Source organism: Knoellia sp. Soil729 (assembly GCF_001427985.1).
Lineage (GTDB): Bacteria > Actinomycetota > Actinomycetes > Actinomycetales > Dermatophilaceae > Knoellia.
In genome coordinates, this window is the sequence record NZ_LMSA01000002.1 from 78880 (window position 1) to 102142 (window position 23263).

At 71.4% G+C, this 23263-nt stretch carries 25 protein-coding genes; 3 read left to right on the plus strand and 22 right to left on the minus strand.

Annotated features, from left to right (window positions below):
- Position 1: 1 nt before the first annotated feature.
- The 12 genes from ASG74_RS05275 to ASG74_RS05325 form a co-directional block, all read right to left on the minus strand.
- Entirely contained in the window at positions 2 to 1018 is a 1017-nt protein-coding gene (locus ASG74_RS05275) for a DUF3152 domain-containing protein (RefSeq protein WP_056139808.1), read from the minus strand.
- Positions 1011 to 1988, minus strand: a complete 978-nt coding sequence (locus ASG74_RS05280; RefSeq protein WP_056139810.1) for a tyrosine recombinase XerC — start codon at positions 1986 to 1988, stop codon at positions 1011 to 1013. The genes ASG74_RS05275 and ASG74_RS05280 overlap by 8 nt, the downstream gene beginning before the upstream one ends.
- A gap of 59 nt (positions 1989 to 2047) precedes the next feature.
- Positions 2048 to 3202 carry a DNA-processing protein DprA gene (gene dprA, locus ASG74_RS05285; protein WP_082569540.1) on the minus strand — a complete coding sequence of 385 codons (1155 nt, stop codon included), beginning with the start codon at positions 3200 to 3202 and terminating at the stop codon, positions 2048 to 2050.
- Positions 3199 to 4743, minus strand: coding sequence for a YifB family Mg chelatase-like AAA ATPase (locus ASG74_RS05290; protein WP_056139817.1), 1545 nt, complete (start codon positions 4741 to 4743; stop codon positions 3199 to 3201). The genes dprA and ASG74_RS05290 overlap by 4 nt, the downstream gene beginning before the upstream one ends.
- A complete protein-coding gene (locus ASG74_RS05295) occupies positions 4740 to 5099 on the minus strand; it encodes a YraN family protein (RefSeq protein ID WP_056139820.1) in 360 nt (119 codons plus the stop codon). Before ASG74_RS05295 ends, ASG74_RS05290 begins: the two co-directional genes overlap by 4 nt.
- 108 nt (positions 5100 to 5207) lie before the next feature.
- Positions 5208 to 5522, minus strand: coding sequence for a DUF2469 domain-containing protein (locus ASG74_RS05300; protein WP_009778240.1), 315 nt, complete (start codon positions 5520 to 5522; stop codon positions 5208 to 5210).
- On the minus strand, positions 5512 to 6297 hold the full coding sequence (locus ASG74_RS05305; RefSeq protein ID WP_056139823.1) for a ribonuclease HII: 786 nt from the start codon (positions 6295 to 6297) through the stop codon (positions 5512 to 5514). The genes ASG74_RS05300 and ASG74_RS05305 overlap by 11 nt, the downstream gene beginning before the upstream one ends.
- Positions 6298 to 6371: 74 nt before the next feature.
- Complete coding sequence (gene lepB, locus ASG74_RS05310; protein ID WP_056139826.1) at positions 6372 to 7214, minus strand: signal peptidase I; 843 nt, start codon at positions 7212 to 7214, stop codon at positions 6372 to 6374.
- Positions 7215 to 7231: 17 nt separating this feature from the next.
- Positions 7232 to 7915 carry a signal peptidase I gene (lepB, locus tag ASG74_RS05315; protein WP_056139829.1) on the minus strand — a complete coding sequence of 228 codons (684 nt, stop codon included), beginning with the start codon at positions 7913 to 7915 and terminating at the stop codon, positions 7232 to 7234.
- A gap of 58 nt (positions 7916 to 7973) precedes the next feature.
- Positions 7974 to 8330, minus strand: a complete 357-nt coding sequence (gene rplS, locus ASG74_RS05320) for a 50S ribosomal protein L19 (RefSeq protein ID WP_056139832.1) — start codon at positions 8328 to 8330, stop codon at positions 7974 to 7976.
- Positions 8331 to 8545: 215 nt separating this feature from the next.
- Positions 8546 to 8707 (minus strand): hypothetical protein, encoded by a 162-nt coding sequence (locus ASG74_RS17110; RefSeq protein ID WP_156465294.1) that lies wholly within the window; start codon positions 8705 to 8707, stop codon positions 8546 to 8548.
- Positions 8700 to 9131 (minus strand): hypothetical protein, encoded by a 432-nt coding sequence (locus ASG74_RS05325; RefSeq protein WP_156465295.1) that lies wholly within the window; start codon positions 9129 to 9131, stop codon positions 8700 to 8702. The genes ASG74_RS17110 and ASG74_RS05325 overlap by 8 nt, the downstream gene beginning before the upstream one ends.
- Before the next feature lie 64 nt (positions 9132 to 9195).
- Between ASG74_RS05325 and ASG74_RS05330 the strand changes: the two genes are divergently transcribed.
- Complete coding sequence (locus ASG74_RS05330) at positions 9196 to 9954, plus strand: ABC transporter permease (protein WP_056139839.1); 759 nt, start codon at positions 9196 to 9198, stop codon at positions 9952 to 9954.
- A gap of 123 nt (positions 9955 to 10077) precedes the next feature.
- Here the strand turns inward: ASG74_RS05330 and trmD are convergent, their stop codons facing one another.
- The 4 genes from trmD to rpsP all read right to left on the minus strand — a co-directional run bounded on the left by trmD (position 10078) and on the right by rpsP (position 12773).
- On the minus strand, positions 10078 to 11268 hold the full coding sequence (gene trmD, locus ASG74_RS05335; protein WP_056139842.1) for a tRNA (guanosine(37)-N1)-methyltransferase TrmD: 1191 nt from the start codon (positions 11266 to 11268) through the stop codon (positions 10078 to 10080).
- A 14-nt stretch (positions 11269 to 11282) separates the two neighbouring features.
- Positions 11283 to 11834: a ribosome maturation factor RimM gene (rimM, locus tag ASG74_RS05340; RefSeq protein ID WP_056139847.1), complete on the minus strand. Its 552-nt coding sequence runs from the start codon at positions 11832 to 11834 to the stop codon at positions 11283 to 11285.
- 91 nt (positions 11835 to 11925) lie between these two features.
- Entirely contained in the window at positions 11926 to 12168 is a 243-nt protein-coding gene (locus ASG74_RS05345; RefSeq protein WP_056139850.1) for an RNA-binding protein, read from the minus strand.
- Between the two features lie 2 nt (positions 12169 to 12170).
- The gene (gene rpsP / locus ASG74_RS05350; protein ID WP_442910079.1) at positions 12171 to 12773 is read right to left on the minus strand and encodes a 30S ribosomal protein S16; all 603 of its coding nucleotides are present in this window, start codon (positions 12771 to 12773) and stop codon (positions 12171 to 12173) included.
- A 243-nt stretch (positions 12774 to 13016) separates the two neighbouring features.
- On the opposite strand from rpsP, the gene ASG74_RS05355 reads away from it, so the two are divergent.
- Positions 13017 to 13451 (plus strand): hypothetical protein, encoded by a 435-nt coding sequence (locus ASG74_RS05355; protein ID WP_056139857.1) that lies wholly within the window; start codon positions 13017 to 13019, stop codon positions 13449 to 13451.
- Here ASG74_RS05355 and ASG74_RS05360 read toward each other — a convergent pair.
- Entirely contained in the window at positions 13394 to 14377 is a 984-nt protein-coding gene (locus tag ASG74_RS05360; protein WP_056139860.1) for a phosphotransferase enzyme family protein, read from the minus strand. The genes ASG74_RS05355 and ASG74_RS05360 overlap by 58 nt on opposite strands.
- Before the next feature lie 18 nt (positions 14378 to 14395).
- A complete protein-coding gene (locus ASG74_RS05365; RefSeq protein ID WP_235498831.1) occupies positions 14396 to 15961 on the minus strand; it encodes an SDR family NAD(P)-dependent oxidoreductase in 1566 nt (521 codons plus the stop codon).
- A 188-nt stretch (positions 15962 to 16149) separates the two neighbouring features.
- Between ASG74_RS05365 and ASG74_RS05370 the strand changes: the two genes are divergently transcribed.
- On the plus strand, positions 16150 to 17073 hold the full coding sequence (locus tag ASG74_RS05370) for a sulfite exporter TauE/SafE family protein (RefSeq protein ID WP_056139863.1): 924 nt from the start codon (positions 16150 to 16152) through the stop codon (positions 17071 to 17073).
- A 1-nt stretch (position 17074) separates the two neighbouring features.
- Here the strand turns inward: ASG74_RS05370 and ASG74_RS05375 are convergent, their stop codons facing one another.
- From ASG74_RS05375 to ASG74_RS05390, 4 genes are all read right to left on the minus strand, one after another.
- Positions 17075 to 18163, minus strand: a complete 1089-nt coding sequence (locus ASG74_RS05375; protein ID WP_056139865.1) for an amidohydrolase family protein — start codon at positions 18161 to 18163, stop codon at positions 17075 to 17077.
- A 72-nt stretch (positions 18164 to 18235) separates the two neighbouring features.
- Positions 18236 to 19069, minus strand: a complete 834-nt coding sequence (locus ASG74_RS05380; protein WP_056139868.1) for an alpha/beta fold hydrolase — start codon at positions 19067 to 19069, stop codon at positions 18236 to 18238.
- The gene (ffh, locus tag ASG74_RS05385) at positions 19066 to 20673 is read right to left on the minus strand and encodes a signal recognition particle protein (RefSeq protein ID WP_056139872.1); all 1608 of its coding nucleotides are present in this window, start codon (positions 20671 to 20673) and stop codon (positions 19066 to 19068) included. Before ffh ends, ASG74_RS05380 begins: the two co-directional genes overlap by 4 nt.
- 187 nt (positions 20674 to 20860) lie before the next feature.
- The gene (locus ASG74_RS05390) at positions 20861 to 23239 is read right to left on the minus strand and encodes a [protein-PII] uridylyltransferase (protein ID WP_056139875.1); all 2379 of its coding nucleotides are present in this window, start codon (positions 23237 to 23239) and stop codon (positions 20861 to 20863) included.
- Positions 23240 to 23263 lie beyond the last annotated feature (24 nt).

Here is a 23263-nt window from a genome sequence, read left to right on the forward strand (position 1 = left end):
GTCAGCCGGCGGTGGGCCAGGGGTTCTGGGCACACCCGTCCAGGCCCTTGCTCTGCTGGAGCATGACGGGGGCGATCTCGCCCTTGCCGGGGCACTCGACGTGTCCGTGGTAGAGCCCGTGCCCGACCTCGTGGTTGACCATGTACTGGCGATAGGCCGGAAGGTTGCCGGCATATCCCGACACTCCCTGCGACCAGCGACGCACGTTGAGCACCACCTTGCGCAGGTTGAAGCACGACACCTCGCCCCGGGTCCGAAGCGGCGCGCAGAGCTCATCGGTGAGGTCGGGGCTGGCGAGGACGATCGTGAGGTCCACGTCGCCGGCCTTGACGTCTGCAGCCGAGGCCGCACGGAACCTGACCTTGTCGAGCGTCTGCCACCCGCGTTCGTCCCCGAGCGTCGCCGAGATGACGGAGGCAGCCTCGTCCACGTCGATGCCCGTGCCACCCTCGACCTCGAGGCCGATCGTCACGGTGCGGTTCGGGTTGAGCGTCGGGGGCGCGATGGCGGGAAGACTGACAGGGGTCACCTTGCCGGTGCCCGACTGCGCCACCGGGGTGTTGCCGGCACGAGGTGTCGTCGTCGGCATCGAGGCAATGTCCTCGGCAGCGGGCTCCGGGTCGCTCTTCTCCCGCAGGGCGGTCGCAGTGAGGTCGGCCGTGTCCCGGGAGGGCGAGCTCGAGTCCTGGCTCGGCCAGAACGACCACAGGAGCAGAGCGAGCGCGGTCGTCAGCACGAGGGCCGTCACGATACGTCGACGGGCGAAGGTCAGGGCGGAGGTGGTTCCCGAGCGGCCCCTGCTCACACGACGTCGTGGGCCTGCCCCCGGCTCCACGGGCGGGGAGGGAGGGACCATCTCCACCGGTTGGGGAGTGGTTCGCGTCGACGTCTGGTGCGGGGCGTCGCCCGGCAGACGCCGACGACGGTCACTGCCGCGCGAGGCGCGGGTGTCGTCGCGGTCAGGGAGCGATGCGCGGACCTCGCTCACCCAGTCGGGGACGTCGATGTCGTCAGGCACGCGGGTGCGCCTGTGCGTAGGAGGCGGCAAGTCGCTCGATCGAGACGTGGGTGTAGATCTGGGTCGTGGCCAGAGATGCGTGACCGAGAAGCTCCTGCACCATGCGCAGGTCGGCTCCCCCCTCGAGGAGGTGAGTGGCCGCGCTGTGCCGCAGCCCGTGGGGGCCGAGATCGGGGGCATCGGGCACGTGGGTCAGCATGTCGTGGACGAGGGTACGCACCTGCCTGGGATCGATGCGCCTCCCCCTGCGACCGAGGAACAGGCTTGGGCCGGAGCCGGACGCGACGAGGCGGGGACGTCCCCGCTCCAACCACTCCTGCAGGGCGCGGCTCGCCGGTGCCCCGAAGGGAACGCGGCGTTCCTTGTCGCCCTTGCCGATGACCCGCACGACCGTGCTGGCGAAGTCCACGTCGTCGATGTCGAGGCCGGTGAGCTCCCCCACGCGAATGCCGGTGGCATAGAGCAGCTCGAGGATCGCCCTGTCCCGCAGGTGCACCGGGTCGTCGTCGTCCGCCGCGACCGCCGCCACGTCGAGCAGGCCAACTGCATCGTCCTTGGCGAGCACGGGGGGCAGGGTGCGGTGCCGCTTCGGCGCGACGAGCCGCAACGAGGGGTCGAGGTCCACGTGTCCCTGACGGGTCGCCCAACCGAAGAACGTGCGCAGCGCCGCCGAGCGCCGGGCGACGGTCGAACGGGCAGCCCCGGCAGAGGCGAGGGCGCCCAGCCAGGCCCGGAGGTCGGCCAGCCTGATGTCCTGCAGCGGCGTCTCGGGCCGTGCCACCGTGTCCGGCGGAGGTGTCACCGCGCCGCCGGCGCCTCCACTCGAGTGCGCACCCCCCTCCCCGTCCACGTGGGCGAGGAAGTCGCGGAGATCCGCGAGGTAGGCGCGCACGGTGTGCGCTGAGCGGCCGCGCTCCAGGCGGAGATGACGCTCATACGCGTCGACCACGTCCTGTCGGCTGCCACTCACATCCCGCACCGTCTCATCGGGGAGGTGCCCGATCAACTACCCGACCGGCGGGTCCGGTCTCACCATCGCGACTTGGGGACCTTGCGCCACCGCTCCCCCACCCGCTCGACGATGCCGAGCATCGAGAGCCGTCCCAGGGTGCTGAGCAGCGTGGCGGAGTCCAGGGCGGTCAGCTCCTGCAGTCGGCCGAGGTCTGCCGGGACGCGGACGGGCACCGCGGACCACACGCTGCGGTCACGGTCGCCGAGCTCGGACTCCAGGGTGGCCACCGCCCGTGCTGGTCCCACTGCGTCCATGCCGAGCCGGCCCATGAGGTCCAGGACCTCCGCGACGTCGGTCACCAGGGTGGCGTCGGTCTCGCGGAGGAGCTTGTGGCACCCGGCGGACTGCACCGAGGTGACGGGTCCCGGGACGGCCGCGACGTGACGCACGAGCTTGCGTGCCTCCTTGGCCGTGTTGAGCGACCCTGACCTCAGCCCGGCCTCCACCACCACCGTGCCCACGCTCATGGCCGCGATGAGCCGGTTGCGGGCGATGAACCTCTGTCGGTAGGGAGCCCAGCCCGGGGGGAGCTCGCTGACGACCGCTCCCTCCGCGGCGATCTCACGCAGCAGGCCCTCGTGCGCCTGCGGGTAGGCCCGGTCGAGACCCCTGGCCAGCACGGCGATCGTCGGCCCGCCTCCGGCGAGCGCCCCGCGGTGGGCTGCCGCATCGATGCCGAACGCTGCTCCGGACACGACCGTGACGCCGCGCTGGACGAGGCCCTCTCCCAGGTCGGCAGCGACCCTCAGCCCGTAGGCCGTCGCCGCGCGGGAGCCCACCACCGCGATGCTTCCCTCGGCGATGCCCAGATCGGCGGAACCGCGCACGTAGAGGCACATCGGCGGGCACGCGAGCTGGTCGAGGCCGAGCGGCCACTCCTCGTCGCCGGGGATGACCACTCTCACCTGCAGCCGGTCGAGGGCATGACGGGCCTGGTCGATGTCGAGTGCCGCGACGCGCTGGTCGTAGCGCCCGTCCGGCACCAGCGTCCCGCCCAGCAGGCGGTCCATCGACTCGACGGCTCCGTGCCGACCGATCCAGTCACGCACCGACGCGGTCTCGGGCTCGGCGATCCGGCTCCAGGCCATCCGCGCCCACCGCTCCTGCGCGAGGGCCGCGACTCCGCGGGGCCCCGACTCCTCCGGAGCTTCCGGAGCTGGTTTTGCGGTCATGCTGCAGCCCTCCCCTGGCTGCGCAGCGTGAAGGCCAGCCCGACGTCCTCGGCCGTGGGTGAGACCCGGCCGAACAGGTCGGCTGCCGACCACGCGAGCCGCACGGTCCGGTCGTAGCCACGCAGGGTGAGCTGGCCCAGGTCGAGCGCCCGGTCGATGGAGGCCGTGGCCCCGCTCGGCAGCCGCCAGGGCCGGCGCCGCAGGGCGTGCCCCGGGACGCGGGAGTTCGTCGTCCAGCCATGCCTGGACCACCGCTCCCGCTGGACAGCCCGGGCGCGCAGGACGCGCTCGAGCACCACCTCGCTGGACTCCCCCACCTCGTCGCCGAACGCAGCCCGCGACACCGGCGGCACGACCACCTGGATGTCGACCCGGTCGATGAGCGGCCCTGAGAGCTTGGCCTGGTAGCTGCGGAGCTCGACCGCACTGCACATGCAGTCGATGCCCTTGCCCCACGCGCGTCCGCAGGGACAGGGGTTCGTCGCGAGGACCAGCTGGAAGCGCGCCGGGTAACGGACGAGCTGCTTGGCCCGTGCGATCGTCACCTCCCCCGACTCCAACGGTTGGCGCAGCTGCTGCAGCACGGAGGTCTTGAACTCCCCGGCCTCGTCCAGGAACAGGACGCCGCAGTGCGCCCGGGAGATCGCTCCGGGCAGCACGACGCCCGAGCCACCGCCGGTGATCGAGGCCATGGACGCGCTGTGGTGCGGCGCCACGAAGGGCGGAGTGAGGTCGAGCTCGCTCGCCCGGATCTCGTCCCCGGTGAGCGAACGGATCGCATGGGTCTGCAGGGCCTGCTCCCGGGAGAGCGGAGGCAGGATCGTCACCAGGCGCTCCGCCAACATGGTCTTACCGACCCCGGGTGGGCCGTTCATCAGCAGGTGGTGCCCACCGACCGCCGCCATCTCGACGGCCAGCCGTGCCTCAGGCTGACCGACGACGTCGGCGAGGTCGCCCCGACGCGCCGTCGCCTCGGCCTGCTCGCTCACCGCACCCGCGACCGGCAACGGGTCGACCCCACCACGGGCGGCATACCAGTGCACCAGCGTGGCCAGGGTCGGCGCGCAGTGCACCGTAACGCCGTCGACGAGCTGCGCCTCGGCGACGTTCTCCGGTGGGACGACCACGTGCCGCACGCCGGCCCGTGCCGCCGCCAGGACAGCGGGCAGGATGCCCCGCACGCCCCGCACCCGTCCGTCGAGACCCAGCTCGCCCAGGTGCACGACCTGCGCGATGCGACGTGCGTCGACGGCCCCCGACGCTGCCAGGACCGCCAGGGCGATCGCGATGTCGAAGCCGGTGCCCTGCTTGGGGATCGAGGCCGGCGAGAGGTTGACCGTGATGCGTTGAGGCGGCAGGGGGCAACCACTGGTCGCGGCAGCGGACCGGACGCGGTCGGGCGCCTGGCCGCACGCCTTGTCGGGCAGGCCGGTGACGCTGAAGTTCGGCAGCTGTGAGGAGATGTGGGCCTCGACGTCGACGAGGCGGCCCTCGAGCCCGCTGAGGGCCACGCAGAGCGTCCGCCCGAGCTTGGCGCTCATGAGCCGACCGCCACGACGTGACGCAGCACGGGGCGGCGTCCGGGCTCGGCCAGGATGCCGATGACGTCGATGCGTACCTGCGGCACGGCGCTCGGACGAGAGCGCAGGTAGGCCGCGGCAAGTCGTCGCAGCCGGCGCGCCTTGCGCCACGTCACGGCCTCGAGCGGGTCACCCAGGCCGGTGCCGCGGCGGGTCTTGACCTCGCAGACGACGAGGCAGTCCCCGTCGAGGGCGACGAGGTCGATCTCGCCCTCGGGGCACCTCCAGTTGCGCTCGAGGACCTGAAGGCCGCGATCGCGCAGGTATCGCGCCGCGAGGTCCTCGCCGTACCTGCCCAGGTCCACGTGTCCGTCCATGCGAGGAGCATCGGTCGGAGCGAGAGCCCGTCGCCAGCGGCTCAGTTGATCTGTGGACAGACTGGGACGCCGACCACCGCCTGTGGACGACCGGACGTGCTCAGCAGGTCAGAAATCACCCTTGGGGAGCTCGAGCTCGGACTTGGCCAGCTCCTCGACGTTGACGTCCTTGAAGGTCACGACGCGCACCTGCTTGGCGAAGCGGGCAGGACGGTAGATGTCCCAGACCCAGGCGTCCTGCATGGTCACGTCGAAGAACACCTCGCCTCCGTCACTGCGCACCTTCACGTCGACGGAGTTGCAGAGATAGAAACGGCGCTCGGTCTCGACGACGTGCGAGAACAGCCCGACGACGTCGCGGTACTCGCGGTAGAGCGAGAGCTCCATCTCGCTCTCGTACTTCTCGAGGTCCTCAGCGCTCATGCGTCACCGCTCCGTCGTCGTGGGCGTCGGAGGTCACCGACACCAGTGGTGGTGGCATCGCCGAGGCCGCGTCCTGCTCGGCGAAGCCTCCATCATCGTCCATCGTTCCCGGGAGCCGCCACGAGCGTCGGTGCAGCACCGTCGGGCCGAAGGCTCGCAGGGCCTCGATGTGCTCGGGTGCGGAGTAGCCCTTGTTGAGGTCCCACCGGTATGCCGTGTGCTCCGGTGCCAGCTCGACCATGATCCTGTCGCGCTCCACCTTGGCCAGGACGCTGGCCGACGCCACCGAGGAGCACCTGAGGTCGGCCTTGATCATGGTCGTCACGGGCGGGGTGTGGACCTCGCTCGAGCCGAACGCCAGCAGTCCGACCTCGTCGGGCACGGAGAGCCAGTCGTGGTTGCCGTCGAGGATCACGAGGTCGGGGACGACGTCGAGCGCCGCCAGCGCGCGACGGCCGGCGAGTCGCAGGGCGGCGATGATGCCGATCGCGTCGATCTCGGCCGGCGACGCATGACCCACCGCGTGCGCGAAGGCCCACCGACGGATCCGCGGGACCATGACCTCACGGGCGTGCGGCTGCAGCAGCTTCGAGTCGCGCACGCCCTGGGGTGCGGACCGGCAGGACTCATCGATGACGACGACACCCACCGACACCGGCCCGGCCAGTGCACCCCGCCCGACCTCGTCCATCCCGGCGAGGAGGCGGTAGCCGTCGCGCTGGAGGGCGCGCTCGACGCGCAGGCTGGGCTTGCGGGAACGGGGTGCGGGGGGCATGGCCGGTGGTGCGGACTCTCTCAAGCGGTGGGGTTCAGTGGCAGTGGTCAGTGGTGCAGCAGGTCAGGGAGGTCTCAGGGACTGCTGGAGGGCGACCCGGAGGGTGCAGGCGAGGCCGCGCCGGGTGCGGGAACCTTGTCGAACGTGGTCCCAGGCCGGCTCAGCCAGCCCGCCCGGTCGAGGGGCCAGACGATCGCGACAGCCCGCCCGGTGATCCGGTCGATCGGCACGGAACCCTCGGCACCGGTGCCGGCCGGGTCGTGGAAGCGCGAGTCCTCGGAGTCACCACGGTGGTCGCCCATGACCCACACCTTGCCCTCGGGGACGGTGATGTCGAAGGTGATGGAGCTCGGCACGTCACCGGGCTTGATGTAGGACTCGGTGATCGGCACCCCGTTGACCGTGAGGTGGCCCTGGGCGTCGCAGCAGACGATGTGGTCGCCCGGCAGGCCGATGACGCGCTTGATGAGGTGGTTGTCGGAGGTGTTGGGCAGCAGCCCGACGAAGGTCAGCACGCGCTCGACGCCGTCGCGCACGGGGCCGTGGCTCACGGCGGGCACCGACGAGAGCCACTCCCCCGGGTCCTCGAAGACGATGACGTCACCGTGCTCGAGGTCCATGACGTCGGGGACGAGCTTGTTGACGACCACGCGGTCGTTGAGGATCAGGGTGTCCTCCATCGACCCCGAAGGGATGTAGAAGGCCTGGATGAGCCACGTCTTGACGACGAACGACAGCGCGAGCGCCATCGCCACGACGACGACGAACTCACGGATCGCGGCCCCCGCTGCACCCGCCGCCGAGCGAGCGCGCGAGGGCCCGTCCTGCGGGGGCTCGACGGGACCGTCGTCGGGCCCTCCCGGGGGCGCGTCAGGGTCGAACTGACCCGGCTCGAACCGGGCCTCGTTGCTCGTCATCACTGTTGTCCGCGCTCTCAGGGCTGGGTGGTGGTCGGTGTGGCAGGGGAACCCATCTCGCCGAGCGGCCAGATGCGCGTGACGACGGTCCCGATGAGGGCGTCCTCGGGGACGGTCCCGTCGGTGCTGAGCGACCCGGCCCCCACGTGGGTACGCGAGTCCATCGCGTCGGAGGCACTGTCACTGAGGAGGAAGTATCGACCCGTCGGCACCCGAATCCGAAACGGCGCCGCATTGTCGGCGAGCCGCGGCCCCACCGACGTGCCATTGACCGCGACGTGCCCCCCGTCGCAGCAGACCACCTCGTCGCCCTCGCCGGCGACGACGCGAGCCAGCACCGAGCGCTCGCCGAGGTCGATGCCCAGGGCCCCGGCGGCCGCACCCAGGGTCCGTCCGATGACGCCGTCGTCGGTGTGCGTCGAACGGTCCGGCCCGGGCCACGCGTGGGTGACGTCCGCGACGACGACGTCCCCCACGGAAGGCGTGCCGACCTTGGCGATGAGGACACGCTGGCCGGCTTCGAAGGTGGGCGACATCGAGTCGCTCGCCACGGCATACGGCTGCAGGAGGAACGCCCGCACGAGCATGACCGCCAGGACACCGGCACCGAGCATCACCGGAAGGCGGTACGCATGACTCGACCCGGCCCCTGCCGTGGTGGCGGGGACCGGGTCGGTGTCGTGTGGGGCCGGCGAGGTCATCGAGATGATGCTAGTCGCCGAGCTCGAGAAGGTGCAGCGTGAGGGGACCTTGGCGAAGTCAGCTCGCGGGGGTCTCGCGCTTCTCCTTGATCTTGGCAGCCTTGCCGCGCAGGTCGCGCAGGTAGTAGAGCTTGGCGCGACGGACGTCACCGCGGGTCACGAGCTCGATGTGGTCGATGACCGGCGTGTGGAGCGGGAAGGTGCGCTCGACACCGACGCCGAAGGAGACCTTGCGAACCGTGAAGGTCTCGCCGAGGCCGCCACCGTGGCGACGGATGACGATGCCCTTGAAGACCTGGACACGCGAGCGCGTGCCCTCGATGACCTTGACGTGGACGTTGACGGTGTCGCCGGCGCGGAAGGCCGGGATGTCCTCCCGCAGGGAGGCCTTGTCGATCTCGTCGAAACGCTGCATGACTGGTTCGCTTTCTCGTGCGGTGCCACAGGTCACCCACAGGTGCTGGTGCTGCAATGAATGGTGGTGCGACGTCGTGCCTCATGCGGAAGCTGCCGGGCCGGGGCCCGCACGCTCCGCACTCCCCCTGTGGCAGGGGCGTGAATCGACGGACGCAAGGAGCAAGTTTGCCAGAGCACCCGGCATACGGAGAAATCGGGCGTGCGCCGTGGCGGCTAGGGAGTCGCCGACTCCGTCGGGTTCGGGCGGGTTCGACGCCGGGCGTTGGCGATGAGGACGATGTCGGGGTCGACCTTGTCCTCGCCACCGCGCAGCCGGATGAGCAGCTTGGCGGACTCGATCTGGTCACGGGTGACCTTGACGATGCGCTCAGTCATGTGCGGCTCCTCTCGCTGCCTCATCTCCATCATCCTCCACAACCCGGACGTCGTCCACGGCCATTCCCTGGGCGCCGAGGCCGACCTCGTCACCCTCCTGGTCGAACCGGGCGTGCGCGAGCAGGACGTCCTCCAGGAGCTGGCGGTCCTCCGGCGAGGTGAGATCGCTGTCGACCAGCGCCGCGAGCACGATGCGGCCGAACTGGCGGCGGCGGAACGAGTCGTCCGAGTTGAGGTCGGCCAGGGCCGCGGTGAAACGTCGCCCCCACTCCTCGCGGGCACTGGCGCGCTCACGCTGGTGGAGATCGTCGGCCGCCGCACTCGCCTGCGCCTGGGTGTCGCGTCGCGCGGCGTAGAAGCTCGCCCCCGAACCGACCGCTGCCCCGACGAAGGCGAGGATCGCCGGCCACCACTCCCCTGTCATGGCTCCCAGCATGCCAAGGCGCGCCGACAGCCGCTCGGTCGGCGCGCGGCATACGGTGTGCCCCGTGAGCATCGATCCCGGGTGGCCGGTCGGCCTGGCGTGCGTTGCGCTCCTCGCACTGACGTTGGTCATGTATGCCGTGGGGCGGCTCCCGCACGCCGGCTCCACCCTCGTCGCGGCCGGGCGGGCGGTCCTCCAGCTCGGGGTGGCGGCCCTGGTCATCGCCGCCGTGGCCCAGAACCTGCTGCTCTCGGTGCTGCTGCTCTGCTTCATGTTCGCCGTCGCGGTGTTCACGACGACGCGACGGGTCGAGGCCGAGCCGGCATGGCCGTGGGCGACGGCGGCCATGCTCGCCGGGCTGCTGCCGGTCGTGGCGATCATCCTGGGAACGCGGACCGTGCCGCTCGAGGGCATCGCCCTCATCCCCGTCGTCGGCATCGTCCTGGGCAACACGATGAACGGCCACACGCTGGTGGGGCGTCGCGCGTTCGCGGCGCTGCGTGAGGAGACGGCCCAGTACGACGCGGGGTTGTCCATCGGGCTGACGAGGGCACAGTCCATCGACGAGATCGTGCACCGGCGCCTGCCCGAGGCCCTCATCCCGGGGCTCGACCAGGTCCGGACCGCTGGCGTCGTGACGCTTCCCGGAGCCTTCATCGGCGTGCTGCTCGGTGGCGGCTCGCCCGCCCAGGCCGCCGCTGCCCAGGTGCTCGTGCTACTGGGGATCATGGCCGCCCAGACCACGACCGCAGTGGTGGCGGGCCGACTCATCCGCTCAGCGCGGCTGCTGCCCGAGGACCTGCACGCCCGCCTGCGCCCCTAGCCGGGCTCGGCAGGCCGCACCAGGCGGTTCACGAACCCTGACGTCACTCGCAGACCGGGTCGTTCAGGCTCGCGAGCCACCGTGAGGTTCGTGAGCCGTTTCGTGCACGCCCGCGCGGTGTGGTCATTCCGGCGCGCCGGTCGCCGCCCTGCGCTTGGTGAGGTCGACCGTTCCGGGGAACTCACCCTCGCCGGGGCGGATGCGGTAGCCGGCCTTCTTGTACATGCGCAGGTTCTCCGTGCTCTTCGCACCGGTGTTGAGCCAGTAGGTGCGCACGTCCTCGGAGGCCAGCGACTCGGCATACGCGAGCAGCTCCCGTCCGAGCCCACGTCCCTGGAGATAGGGCGCGATCATGAGGCGGCCGATCTGCCACGTCGCCTCCTGCGTGGGGTGGCGCCGGACCCGCAGTGAGGCGAGCAGCTGCCCGTCCTTGCGCCAGACCCGGGTGTCCCATTCCTGTATGCCGTCGCGCACCGTCTCGAGGTCCTCCTCGCCTGCGCCGAACATGCCGTAACGCGCGAACTCCGGCGCCCAGCAGGCGCGCGTGAGCACCTGGAGGTCCGGGGCGTCCGCCGGCGTCGCCACCCGCTCCTCGAGCTGGCTCAACGCCGACGCCGCAGCGGTCGGTGGCAGGAGGTCGGGGCGGCGCTCGGCGGTGCGCTGGACCCGCTGCTCGTGACGCCACGCCGCGATGGCCCGGTGGTTGCCGCTGAGGAGGACCTCGGGCACGGCGCGCCCCTCCCACTCGGCAGGCTTGGTGTAGACGGGGTACTCGAGGAGGCCGTCCTCGTGCGACTCCTCGACGAGGGACTCGGCGTTGCCGAGAACTCCCGGCAGGAGGCGTGCCACGGCCTCGACCATGGCGAGGACCGCGACCTCGCCACCGTTGAGGACATAGTCGCCGAGGGACAGGACACGCACGGGCATCCGCTCGCCGGCCCACTCGTAGACGCGCTCGTCGATGCCCTCGTAGCGCCCGCAGGCGAAGGCGAGCCAGGGTTCGTCGGCGAGCTCGCGCGCGACCTGCTGCGTGAAGGGCTCGCCACCGGGACCAGGGATGACGAGAGTCGGCACGGCCGCACTGCGCTGCGCGGCAACGTGGTCCAGCGCCTCTGCCCAGGGGCCCGGCTTCATGACCATGCCCGCTCCCCCGCCGTAGGGGCTGTCGTCGACCGTGCGGTGCCTGTCGTGCGCGAAGTCCCGCAGGTCGTGCACGTGAAGCTCGAGCAGACCCTCGCGGCGGGCCTTGCCGATGAGGGAGAGGTCGAGGGGCGCGAGGTACTCGGGGAAGATCGTGACGACGTCGAGTCTCATGCGTGCTGCCGCTCTCAGGTCTCGTCGAGGTCGAACAGGCCGGCGGGTGCGTCGACCACGACGTGACCTGCCTCGGTGTCGACCTCGGTGACGATCGCCTCGACGAACGGGACCAGCGCCTCGCGGCCGTCGCTCAGGCGCACCTCCAGCAGGTCCTGCACGGCCCCCACCACGAGGCCGGTGACCTCCCCGAGGACAGCGCCGTCGGGGTCCCGGACGCTCAGCCCCACGAGGTCGTGCTCGTACCAGCCGTCGTCATCGGCGTCCGCGTCCTCCTCCACGGTGTCGAGGTCGAGGAACAGGCGGGTGCCGCGCAACGACTCGGCCCCCGTGCGGTCCGGGATCTCGGCGAACCCGAGCAGCCAGACCTCGCGGTGCTTGCGCGCGGTGGACAGGGTGAGCTGCCTCGGGACGCCGGTGCCGGGCTGCGCCTCGGTCTCGAAGAGGGTGCCCGGGGCGTAGCGGCTCTCGGGGTCGTCGGTGTGCGTCTGGACCGTCACCTCACCGCGCAGCCCATGGGGCTTGCCGATGCGGGCAACGAGGAGCGAGTCGGTGGTGCGAGCCATGGGACAGATCCTCTCAGGGGCCGGGCAGACGAACGCGCCGCCCCACGAGGGACGGCGCGTTCGATGCCCGACGGCTGTGCTGCTGCTGCGCTCAGCGCACCCGGTCGGTGTCGACGATGTCGATCCGCACGGGGCGACCACCGGAGAGGGCGGTCAGCACCGTGCGCAGGGCACTGGCGGTGCGGCCGGAGCGGCCGATGACGCGACCGAGGTCGTCGGGGTGGACCCGGACCTCGATGATCTCGCCGCGACGGAGCTCCTTGCGCTGCACCGCGACGTCGTCCTTGTGGTCGACGATCCCGGTGACGAGGTGCTCCAGCGCCTCCTCGAGCATGGTCAGGACCCAGCCTTGGCGTCGTCGCCTGCGGCGGCGTCGGTGCTCTCGGTGGCCGCAGCGGTGTCGGCGCCCTCTGCGGGCTCCTGCGCGTGCTCGGTGGTCGCGGCGCTGGAGTCGGTGTCGGCCGCCGGAGCGGTCTCCTCGGCCGTGTCCTCAGCCTTGGGGGCGTCGGCCTTGGGGGCCTCGTCCTTGGGGGCGTCAGCCTTCTTGGCCGCCTTCTTCTTGGCGGTGGTGGCGCCCGAGGCGTCATCGCCCCCGGACTTGCCGGCGGCGGCAAGAGCGGCCTCGTAGAGGTCCTTCTTGTTGGCCTTGGGCTCGGCGACCTTGAGGGTGCCCTCGTCCATGATCTTCAGGAGAGCGGCGACGGCCTCGGTCGGCTGAGCACCCTTGGAGCGCCAGTGATTGGCGCGCTCCATGTCGATCTCGATGAGCGACGGCTCCTGGTTGGGGTCGTACTTGCCGATCTCCTCGATGGCCCGGCCATCGCGCTTGGTGCGCGAGTCCATGACGACGACGCGGTAGATGGCGGTACGGATCTTGCCCATACGCTTGAGACGGATCTTGACGGCCACGTGTGTGGTCTCGCTTTCAGTTGTGGGCACGGCCAGACCGCGGGAGCAAACACGCGGGGTACCGAACGGCCCGGGGTAGGCATCCAGCCGACATCAGCGCCAGCCAGAAGGTGTACAGCGGACCATTCTGCCAGACCGCGCGCGGTGCGCCGAACCGGCGGACGCGGCTCCCCGGCATACCGGGAAGAGCCGGCGGCGTATGCCGGCCCACGCCGAGCGTGGGACCCGCGCCCACCCTTGCGAGTGTGCGTCACCGCGAGGACGATGAGTGCCATGCCGCTGCTCCTCGGCCTGTGGACGCTCACCGGTCTCGCCTGGGTCCTCACCTTCATGGGGATGTTCTCGATCGGCATCTTCGTCCTGCCCGTGGCGGTGGGTCTGCTCGTCCTCTCGATCGTGCGGACCGTGCAGCGACCGGGCTGGTGGCCCGCCCTGGCAGGGCTGGGGGTGGCGCTGTCGGTGGGTGTCGCCTGGCTCGGCTGGACCTTGGCCAGTGCCGGGCCCTCGCAGCTGTCGTGCTCCGGGTCCTCGGACGGCCCGACCGTCTGCACGTCCGGTGGCAAGGTCATCGACCCGGACGCGGTCGACTGGGCCGTGGCCACTCCGTCCTTCGTCATGGCGGGCGTCATCGCACTCGTGTCGGTGGTCGGCTATGCCCTGCTCGCGGCGCGCAGCACCCGCGCGAGCGCGGCCATCGTGGGCAGGTAGTCCGCGACCGCCTCCCTGACCTCCCCGCGAGCCTGTTCGCGCCTCGCGGGCAAGGCGCTCGTGTCGAGCGCAAGACGGATCTGGCTGGCGAGGAAGTTGGTCTCGGCGCACAGCACCATGGCGAAGTCCTCGACGCCGGCGACCACTCCCGGACCGGCCGCGGCGCGGTAGGCCCTCGTGGTCACGGCAACGGCGCCCTCGTCGACGTCGTCGCCGAGCACGTGCCACTGCACGAGCGTCTTGGCCAGCTCGCGCGAGGGCTGCAGTGGCCCGCAGTCCTCCCAGTCGAGGGCACGCAGGCTGCCATCCGGGCCGAGGACCACGTTGTCGGGATGCAGGTCGCAGTGGCCGAGGACGAAGGGACCTGCAGGCCGGCCGGCCCGCCGCACGACCTCGGCGTATGCCGTGAGGTCACCCAGTCGGGCCGCGAGCGCTCCGTGCCACGCCTGCCCGTGTGACCTCTGCACGAGCTCGGCCCAGGCCTGCGCCGAAGGCATCGTGGAGTGCCAGTCCCTCGGCGGCTCGACCGTCGTCGGACCGGCGCGGTGTAGCTGTGCGACAAGGGTGCCCAGCTCGCCGGCCACCTCGGAGGTACGGTCGGTGACCGGCGTCCCGGCGACCCAGTGGCTCACGCGCGCGCTGCCACCGCCCAGCTCGGCGGGGACGTCCCTGACGAGGTGGCCGTCCGAGGTGGCGACGTGCGTGGGCACCTCCACGCCCTGCATGGCGAGCTGGTGCAGGAGCGCAGCCTCCCGCCGAACGGCCGCCGCGTCGAGCGCCCGGAAGGGCCGCTTGACCGCGAAGTCCCGCCCCGCGACCGACAGGTGCCAAACGTCGCCGTCGGCGCCACGTCCCCCGACCCGCGACGTGATCGTGCCTGTCCCCAAGCCGAACTCGGACCGGACCCACTCAGCGAAGGCGTCCACGCGGCATACCTCGTCCTGTCACCAAGGACTGGGTTCGTAGTCCTTGACGAAGGCTCCGTAGAGGTCCTCGCCGGCCTCGCCTCGCACGATCGGGTCATAGACGCGGGCGGCGCCGTCGACGAGGTCGAGCGGTGCGTGCCACCCCTCGGCGGCGATGCGCAGCTTCTCGTGATGGGGACGCTCGTCGGTGATCCAGCCGGTGTCGACCGCGGTCATGAGGATGCGGTCGGTCTCGAACATCTCCCCCGAGCTGGTGCGGGTGAGCATGTTGAGCGCGGCCTTGGCCATGTTGGTGTGCGGGTGGCCGGCGCCCTTGTACCTGCGGGAGAACTGTCCCTCCATGGCCGAGACGTTGACGACGTAGGCGCGACGAGCCCCTGCCTGCACCGCTGCTCGCATCGACGGGCGCAGTCGTGAGATGAGGATGAAGGGCGCCGTCGAGTTGCAGAGCTGCACCTCGAGGAGCTCGAGCGGGTCGACCTCGTCGACGACCCGGGTCCAGCTGTTGTTGCGCTGGGTGTCGGGCAGCAGCCCACCGGCGTCGACGGCGGTGCCGGCGAGGTGCGCCTCGAGGCTGGCATTGCCCGCCGTGAGGGCCATCTCGGAAATCGAGGCCGCGGTGCGCTGGGCAAGGGCACGGGCGGCCTCCTCCTGCGACTCCCCCTCGTGGTGAGCGACCTTGTTGCTCGTGAGAGTTCCGAGCAGGTTCGCCGGGTGCGCCTCGCTGATGCGGTCGAACGTCACGAGCTCGGGGTAGCGCACGGTGGAGTCCAGCGGCACCTGCTCGCCGTCGACGAGGTGCGAGTAGGACCCCGGCGAACGGCGCACCGTCTGGGCCGCGTTGTTGATGAGGATGTCGAGAGGCCCTGCGGCAGCGACCTCGTCGGCGAGGGCGACGACCTGCGTGGGGTCGCGCAGGTCGATGCCCACGACCTTGAGGCGGTCGACCCACTCGTGCGAGTCCTCCTGCGCGGCGAAGCGGCGGGCGGCGTCGTGGGGAAAGCGCGTGGTGATCGTGAGGTGGGCACCGTCGCGCAGGAGCATGAGCGCGATGTACATGCCGATCTTGGCTCGCCCGCCGGTGAGCAGGGCGCGCTTGCCGGTGAGGTCGACGCGCTGGTTGCGCTTGGCATGGCTCTTGGCGGCGCAGCGTGGGCACAGCCAGTGGTAGAACGCGTCGACGAGCGTGTAGTCGTCCTTGCAGATGTAGCAGCCGCGCGGCTCGACCAGCTCACCCACCGTGGTGCCCGCCGCGGGGACCTCGAGGAGGATCCCCTTGGTCTCGTCGTCGATGCGCATGGGCGAACCGGTGGCGGTGCTGGCGAGGATCGCCTCGTCGTGGTCGACCTGGGGCTGCTTGGCCTCGCGGCGGCGGGTCTTGCGGACCTGCTTGTACATGCGCCCGGTGGCGCGCTTGACCGTCTGGAGGTCGGGGTGTCCGGCCTCGAGCCGGGGCAGGCACTCGAGGACCCGCAGCACGGTGGCCAGGTCGTCGGGGTCGATCCCGGGACCGAAGTCGTCCGGGTCGTTGTCGGTCGGGTGGACGTCGACGGGAAGGGTGCAGCGTTCGCGGGCGTGCGTCATGTGCGGTCCGTGCGCGCCGAGATGTCCACGCCGCATTCTCTCCCACTCAGGGCGTGCACCCGAACGTGATCCACCCACCCGTGGGGACCACCATGTGGGACATAACCCCTTGTTACTTGTTCCATAATGTCAACACGAGTGAGACTCCTCCCGAAGAGACCACAGTCCGTCGATCTCGGGAGTCCCCCTTGCGCAAGCTCACCCTGTTGGCCATCGTCGGCCTCGTCGCCCAGCTCGTCGACGGGAGCCTGGGCATGGCCTACGGCGTGACCACGACGAGCCTGCTGCTCGTCATCGGCACCAACCCGGCCGCGGCCTCGGCCACCGTGCACCTCGCCGAGATCGGCACGACCCTGGCGTCCGGGACGGCGCACTGGCGCTTCGGCAACGTCGACTGGGGTGTCGTGCTGCGCATCGGAATCCCCGGAGCGGTCGGTGCCTTCCTCGGAGCGACCGCGCTCGCCTCGCTCGACACCACCGTGGCCAAGCCCCTCATGGCCCTGATCCTCGTCACGCTCGGCGTCTACATCCTCGTGCGCTTCACCCTGCGAGGGTTGCGCACCGACCGTCTCGGGCAGCCGCTCCGGTCACGCTTCCTCGCACCGCTGGGCCTGTTCGCCGGCTTCGTCGACGCGACCGGCGGCGGAGGCTGGGGTCCCGTGGGAACGCCTGCCCTGCTCGCCTCCGGGCGACTCGAGCCCCGCAAGACCATCGGTTCGATCGACACGAGTGAGTTCCTCGTCTCGGTCGCCGCGAGCCTGGGCTTCCTCCTCTCCCTGGGGTCCCAGGGCATCGATCTCGGCTGGGTGCTGGCGCTGCTCGGCGGCGGGCTCATCGCTGCCCCGATCGCGGCGTGGCTGGTGCGCCACCTTCCACCCCGTGTCCTCGGGTCCGCCGTCGGGGGGCTCATCGTCCTCACCAACATCCGCACCCTGCTCGGCTCCTCCTGGGTGGACGCCGGCGACGCGGTGAAGGCCGGGACCTACCTCGTCGTCGCGGTGGCGTGGGTCGCCGCCATCACCTGGTCGGTCTCCGAGCACCGCCGGGACGAGGCCCTCGTGCCGGCCGGCGCGCACGAGGACGAGCGGGACCTGGCCGCGGACGCCGTGTGAGTCAGTAGGTCACACCGCGCAGCACGATCGCCGTGGGCTCGCCGAGAGCGGTGATGTCCTGCCGGGGGTCACGGTCCAGAACGAGCAGGTCGGCGTCGGAGCCCTCCTCGAGCCCGGGCCGGCCCAGCCAGGCGCGAGCTGCCCAGGTGGCCGCAGCGAGGGCTTCGGTGTGGCTGAAGCCGATCTTCGCGAGCTCGACGGCCTCTTCTGCGGCCAGTCCGTGGGCGATCGAGCCTCCCGCGTCGGTCCCGAGATAGATGGGTATGCCGGCCTCTCGCGCCGCGCCGAACGTCTCGTAGCGTCGTGCGTGCAGGTCGAGCATGCGCCGGTGGTAGTCGGGGAACTTCTCCTTGGCCGGCTCGGCGATGGCCGGGAACGTCGCGATGTTGACCAGCGTCGGGACGATCGCGATCCCCTGCGCGGCGAAGGACTCGATCGTGTCCGGCTCGAGGCCGGTGGCGTGCTCGATGCAGTCGGTGCCGGCGGCCGCGAAGTCGCGCAGGGAGTCCGGGCCGAAGCAGTGGGCCGTCGTGCGCGCGCCCTCCTCGTGTGCCGCAGCGACTGCCGCGGCGAGGACATCGGCGGGCCAGCAGGGCTCGAGGTCGCCCGTCTCCCGGTCGATCCAGTCACCGACGAGCTTGACCCACCCGTCGCCGACCCTGGCCTCGATGCGGACGCGCTCGACGAGCTGCTCGGGCTCGACCTCCCACGCGTAGTTGCGGATGTAGCGCTTGGTCCGGGCGATGTGGCGCCCCGCCCGGATGACCTTGGGCAGGTCGTCGCGCTCGTCGATCCAGCGCGTGTCGGCCGGTGACCCGGCATCGCGGATGAGCAGCGTGCCGTTGTTTCGGTCCGCGAGCGCCTGGGCCTCGGTGGTGTCGTGGTCGACCTCGCCGTGATGGTCCAGACCGACGTGGCAGTGGGCGTCGACCATGCCCGGGACGAACCAGCCCCGGAGCGTCTCGACGTCGTGCCCGGCGCCGGTCGGCCGTTCGAAGGTCAGCCTCCCCCCGACCACCCACGCCTGCGGCCGGACCTCCTCGGGTCCGACCAGAACCTCGCCCAACAGGTGCAGCACCGGTGCCGTCATGGCCCCGACCCTAGCGACCCCTCCCACGCCCCTCCACCTGACGTCTGCGCCGATGGTCGTTTGTGCAGCCGCTTACGCTGGCGTTGCGGTGAGGACCCGGCGCAGGGCCTCGATGACCACCTGCGGCGCCTCGCTGTGCACCCAGTGCGACGCGCCCTTGACGGTCAGCTGCCGCACCCGCGGGAACAACGCACGCATCGTCGGACCGTCTCCCTCCTTGATGTAGCGCGACTCACCCCCAGCGATCCACAGGACCGGCCCGGCATACGGCTCGACCGCTGCCGGCGCGATCGGGAAGTCCGCGATGGCCGACTCCTGCCCACGGGCGGCGTCGGCCACGAAGAGGTCGAGGTTGGCCTGCCAGCGCCAGGACGAGCCCTCGCGCCGCAGGTTCTGCAGGAGGAAGGCCTTGACGCCCGGGTCCGGCTCCTCGAAGCGTGCCTCGGCGTCCGCCCGGTCCCGCAGCTCGTCCAGGGGCAGGCGCTTCATCTCCTGCATGTAGCGGGTGAACCGCGTGAGGTTGCCGTAGCTCTTGGGCGCGATGTCGACGACGACGAGCCGTGACACCAGGGCCGGGTCGGTCAGGGCCAGCACCATGGCGACCTTGCCACCGAGCGAGTGCCCGACGACCACCCAGGGGCCGGGGTCGATGGCGCGCAACGTCGAGGCGACGGACACGGCATACGCCATGTAGGAGAACTGCGCCGACCACGGACTGCGACCGTGGTCCGGGAGGTCGACGAGCGTGCACCGCGCCCCCGTGCCATCAGGCCCCGCCAACGCCTTGGCGATCGTCGACCAGTTGCGCCCCTGCCCGAAGAGTCCGTGGAGGAAGGCGACGCGTGGCCCGGCCGTGCCCACCGACAACGTGTGCAGCTGCCCGGGGTCCACGGCCGCGGCGCTCACTTGCCCAGGAACTTCTCGAAGCCCTTGGGGAGCTGCGACGGGTCCATCGCGGCCGGGTCGAGCCCACCGGGGGCGCCGCCGCCGCCGAAGGAGCTGCCGGCCGGCCTGGACGAAGCACGCTGTGCCTCGGCCTGGGCGTCGGCCGCGCGCTTGGCCGGGTTGCCCGACTTGGACTTCTTGCCCCGGACCTGTTGCTGCTGCTGACGAGCCTTCTTGCCGCCGCCACCGCCCATGCCCGGCATGCCGGGGATGCCGCCACCGCGGGCGAGCTGCTTCATCATCTTCTGCGCCTCGCCGAAGCGCTCGAGCAGCTGGTTGACCTCGGACACGGTCACACCGGAGCCGCCGGCGATGCGGGCGCGGCGGGAGCCGTTGATCTGCTTGGGGTGGTTGCGCTCGAAGGGCGTCATGGAGCGCACCATCGCCTCGACCCGGTCGAACTCGCGCTCGTCGAGGGCGTCGAGCTGGGCCGACATCTGGCCCATGCCCGGCATCATCTTGAGCATCGACTTGAGCGAGCCCATCTTCTTGATCGCCGACATCTGCTGGAGGAAGTCGTCGAAGGTGAAGTCCTCGGCCGCGAGGAACTTGCGCTCCATCTCGGCGGCCTGGCCGCGGTCGAAGGCCTTCTCGGCCTGCTCGATGAGGGTGAGGACGTCACCCATGTCGAGGATGCGCGAGGCCATGCGGTCGGGGTGGAAGACCTCGAAGTCCCGCACGTTCTCGCCGGTCGACGCAAACATGATGGGGCGACCGGTGAGGCCGGCGACGGAGAGCGCGGCGCCGCCGCGGGCATCGCCGTCGAGCTTGGTGAGGACGACGCCGGTGAAGTCGACGCCCTCGAGGAACGCCTCGGCGGTCTCGACGGCGGCCTGGCCGATCATCGCGTCGATGACGAAGAGGACCTCGTCGGGGTTGATCGCGGCCCGGATGTCGCCGGCCTGCTGCATGAGGTCGGAATCGACCGCCAGACGACCGGCGGTGTCGACGATGACGACGTCGTGGTGCTTGGTGACGGCTTCGCGTATGCCGTCACGCGACACCGTGACCGGGTCCCCGAAGCTCCGGGTGCCCTCGCCCGTGGGTCCGACGGCGTCGTGGCCACCGACGTTGCCCTGCTCGGGAGCGAAGACGGGGATGCCAGCACGCTCACCGACGACCTGGAGCTGGGTCACGGCATTGGGTCGCTGCAGGTCCGCGGCGACGAGAATCGGGGTGTGGCCCTGCTCCTTGAGCCAGCGGGCGAGCTTGCCTGCGAGCGTGGTCTTGCCCGCGCCCTGCAGGCCGGCGAGCATGATGACGGTCGGGCCGGTCTTGGCGAAGCGGATCGTGCGGGTCTGCCCGCCGAGGATGTCGACGAGCTCCTCGTTGACGATCTTGACGACCTGCTGGGCCGGGTTGAGCGCCTGCGACACCTCGGCCCCGAGCGCACGATCACGGACGGCGGAGGTGAAGTCCTTGACGACCGGCAGGGCCACGTCGGCGTCGAGCAGGGCCATCCGGATGTCGCGGACGGTCTTGTTGACGTCGGACTCGGACAAGCGCCCCTTGGTGCGGAGGTTCTTGAAGGTCGCTGTCAGGCGGTCTGAGAGGCTCGTGAACACCGCACAAGGTTAACCGGCCGCGCGCGCCGGGCCGGCACCCGCGCACGAGAGGCGACCACACGGCATACCGACTGGGTATGCCGCGTGCACCGTGCGCGGCAACCTCACCGTCCGCGGACCATGCCGTGCCGGATCGGCGGCACGTCCGTGGCCTTTGCCGCGCACCGTGCCGGCTCGCAGGAACGCGTCAGATCGCACCGTCACAGGTGTCAATGATCGCCGCCACGACCTGGGCGACCTTGGCCGGTTCGAGCGGCCGGCCCGAGAAGTCCGAGACGTAGAACGTGTCGAGCGTCTGGCCGGCATAGGTCGCAATGTGCGCGGAGCGCACCGAGACCCCGGCCTTGGCGAAGGCCATGCCGAGCTCGTGGAGGAGCCCGGGGCGGTCGTCTGCGCGCACCTCGAGGACCGTGGCGTGGGTGCTCGCACCCGGCACGACCAGCGCCCGGGGCTGGCCCGGCGTACCGATCGTGGAGCTGCCGCTGGGCCGCGTGGCGAACTGCCGTCGGCGGTCGAGGAGGCTGAGCGGCCCGCGGTCGCCGGTGGCGAGACGCATCAGGCCACGCACGATCCGTTCCTGCTCGGGCCCTGCGTCGCTGGGGCTCTCGACGTGCCACTCGTTGACCGCCATCCCGTCGTGCGTCCTCAGTACCGCCGTGCGCACGACCAGTCCCTCGGCGGCGAGCAGCCCCGCGGTGTCGGCGAAAAGCCCGAGGCGGTCGCGGTCCGCGATGTCGACGCGGTAGGAGCCTCCGTGGGACACGACCCGCACGTGGGGTTCGCCGGAGACCAGCGTCCTCACGACGTCGTCGGGGACGACGGCAGGTGCGGCCTCGCCCTCGGCCGGTGCAGGTGGGCGGAGCCGGGCGCGGACAGCGGCGGCGAGCTGACCCAGCAGGGCGGCCCGCCAGTCTGTCCACGCCGTGGGTCCGGCGGCGACGGCGTCCGCCTCGGTCAGGGCGAGCAAGAGCTCGAAGCGGTCGCTGTCACCGTCGACCGCTGCCAGGGCGGCCTCGATCGTGCGGGGGTCCGCGTGGTCGCGCCGGGTCGCGAGCTCGATGAGCGTCAGGTGCTCCCGCACGAGCGAGGTGACGACGGCGACGTCGTCCTCGTCGTGACCGAGTCGCCGCATGACCGTCTGGGCGATGGGTGCGCCGGTGACCGAGTGGTCGTGGGAGCCGGGGAGCTTGCCGATGTCGTGGAGGAGGGCAGCGAGCAGCAGGAGGTCCGCCCGTCCCACACCGCGCACCAGCCCGGTCGCGTGGACGACGGTCTCGATGAGGTGGCGGTCGACCGTGTGCCGGTGCACGGCGTTGCGCTGGGGTCGCGAGCGCACCGAGGCCCACTGCGGCAGCCAGCGCTCGATGATGCCCTGCTGGTCCAGGCCCTCCCAGACGGTGACCAGACCCGGACCCGACGCGAGCAGGTCGCCGAACAGGCCGCGGGCGAGCGGTGACCAGGGGGTGGGCAGGTCGGGACACCTCGTCGCGAGGTTCTCGAGCGTGGTCGGAGCGATGGGCAGGTTCGCACGGGCCGCGGCCACGGCTGCCCGCAGTGGCAGGTGCGGGTCGGAGTCGAGGAGCCGCCCGGAGCCGAGCACGACCTCGCCGTCGCTCTCGAAGAGGCCGTGGCCGAGTGGCGCCATCTGCGGGCGACGCGGACCGACGCGCAGGACCCGCGCTCGCTGCGACTGCCCCGCCCTGCGCAGGGTCCCGTCGAGTGCATAGGCGATCGAGCGGCCTGCGTCCGAGGTGTCTGCGAGCAGGTCGTCGGGGTCGTCGTAGCCCAGCAGCGCCGCGACGGCGTCGTGGTCCTCGCGCCCGAGACGGTCGCGTCCGCGGCCGGTGACGACGTGGACCGCGTCGCGCACGTCGAGCAGGAGCCCGTATGCCGTGTCGACCTCACCTCGGGGCCGGTCGGCCAGCCAGGCCTCGGCCAGGGCGCTGAGGACCCTCATGTCGCGCAGGCCACCGCGGGCCTCCTTGAGGTCGGGTTCGATCGACTGGGCCAGGTCGCCGTGCCTGCGGTGGCGCACGGCCATGGCCTCGGCCAGCTGGGGCAGCCGCTTGCGCGCGTTGGCGCGCCAGTCGTGGCTCACGGTGGCCCGGGCCGCCGTGACGACCTCGGCGTCTCCGGCGACGGGTGAGATGTCGAGCAGCCCGACGGCTGCGGTGAGGTCCTCGGCGGCGACGCGGCGGCACTGGCTCACCGTCCTCACGCTGTGGTCGAGGCGGATCCCGGCGTCCCAGATCGGGTACCAGATCCGGTCGGCGAGACGGGTGACCTCGTCACCGGACAGGGTCCGGCCATAGTGCAGGAGGACGAGGTCGTAGTCCGACAGCGGCCCGGCGTCGCCGCGGCCGACGCTCCCGACGGCCGCGAGGGCAACGCCGTCGACCGGGCGGCCATGCGTGGCCTCGCGCCACAGCCCACCCAGCCACTGGGTGTTGAAGTCCGCGAGCCGCTGGCGGCGCTCCTGCCCGGAGCCGGGGTGCTCGAAGGCCCGCGTGCCGGCCAGGTCCAGCCGCCGTGCCGCAACGTCCACGACCTCGGCGCCGTCACTCATGTGCCATCACTCCCCTCTCTCGCA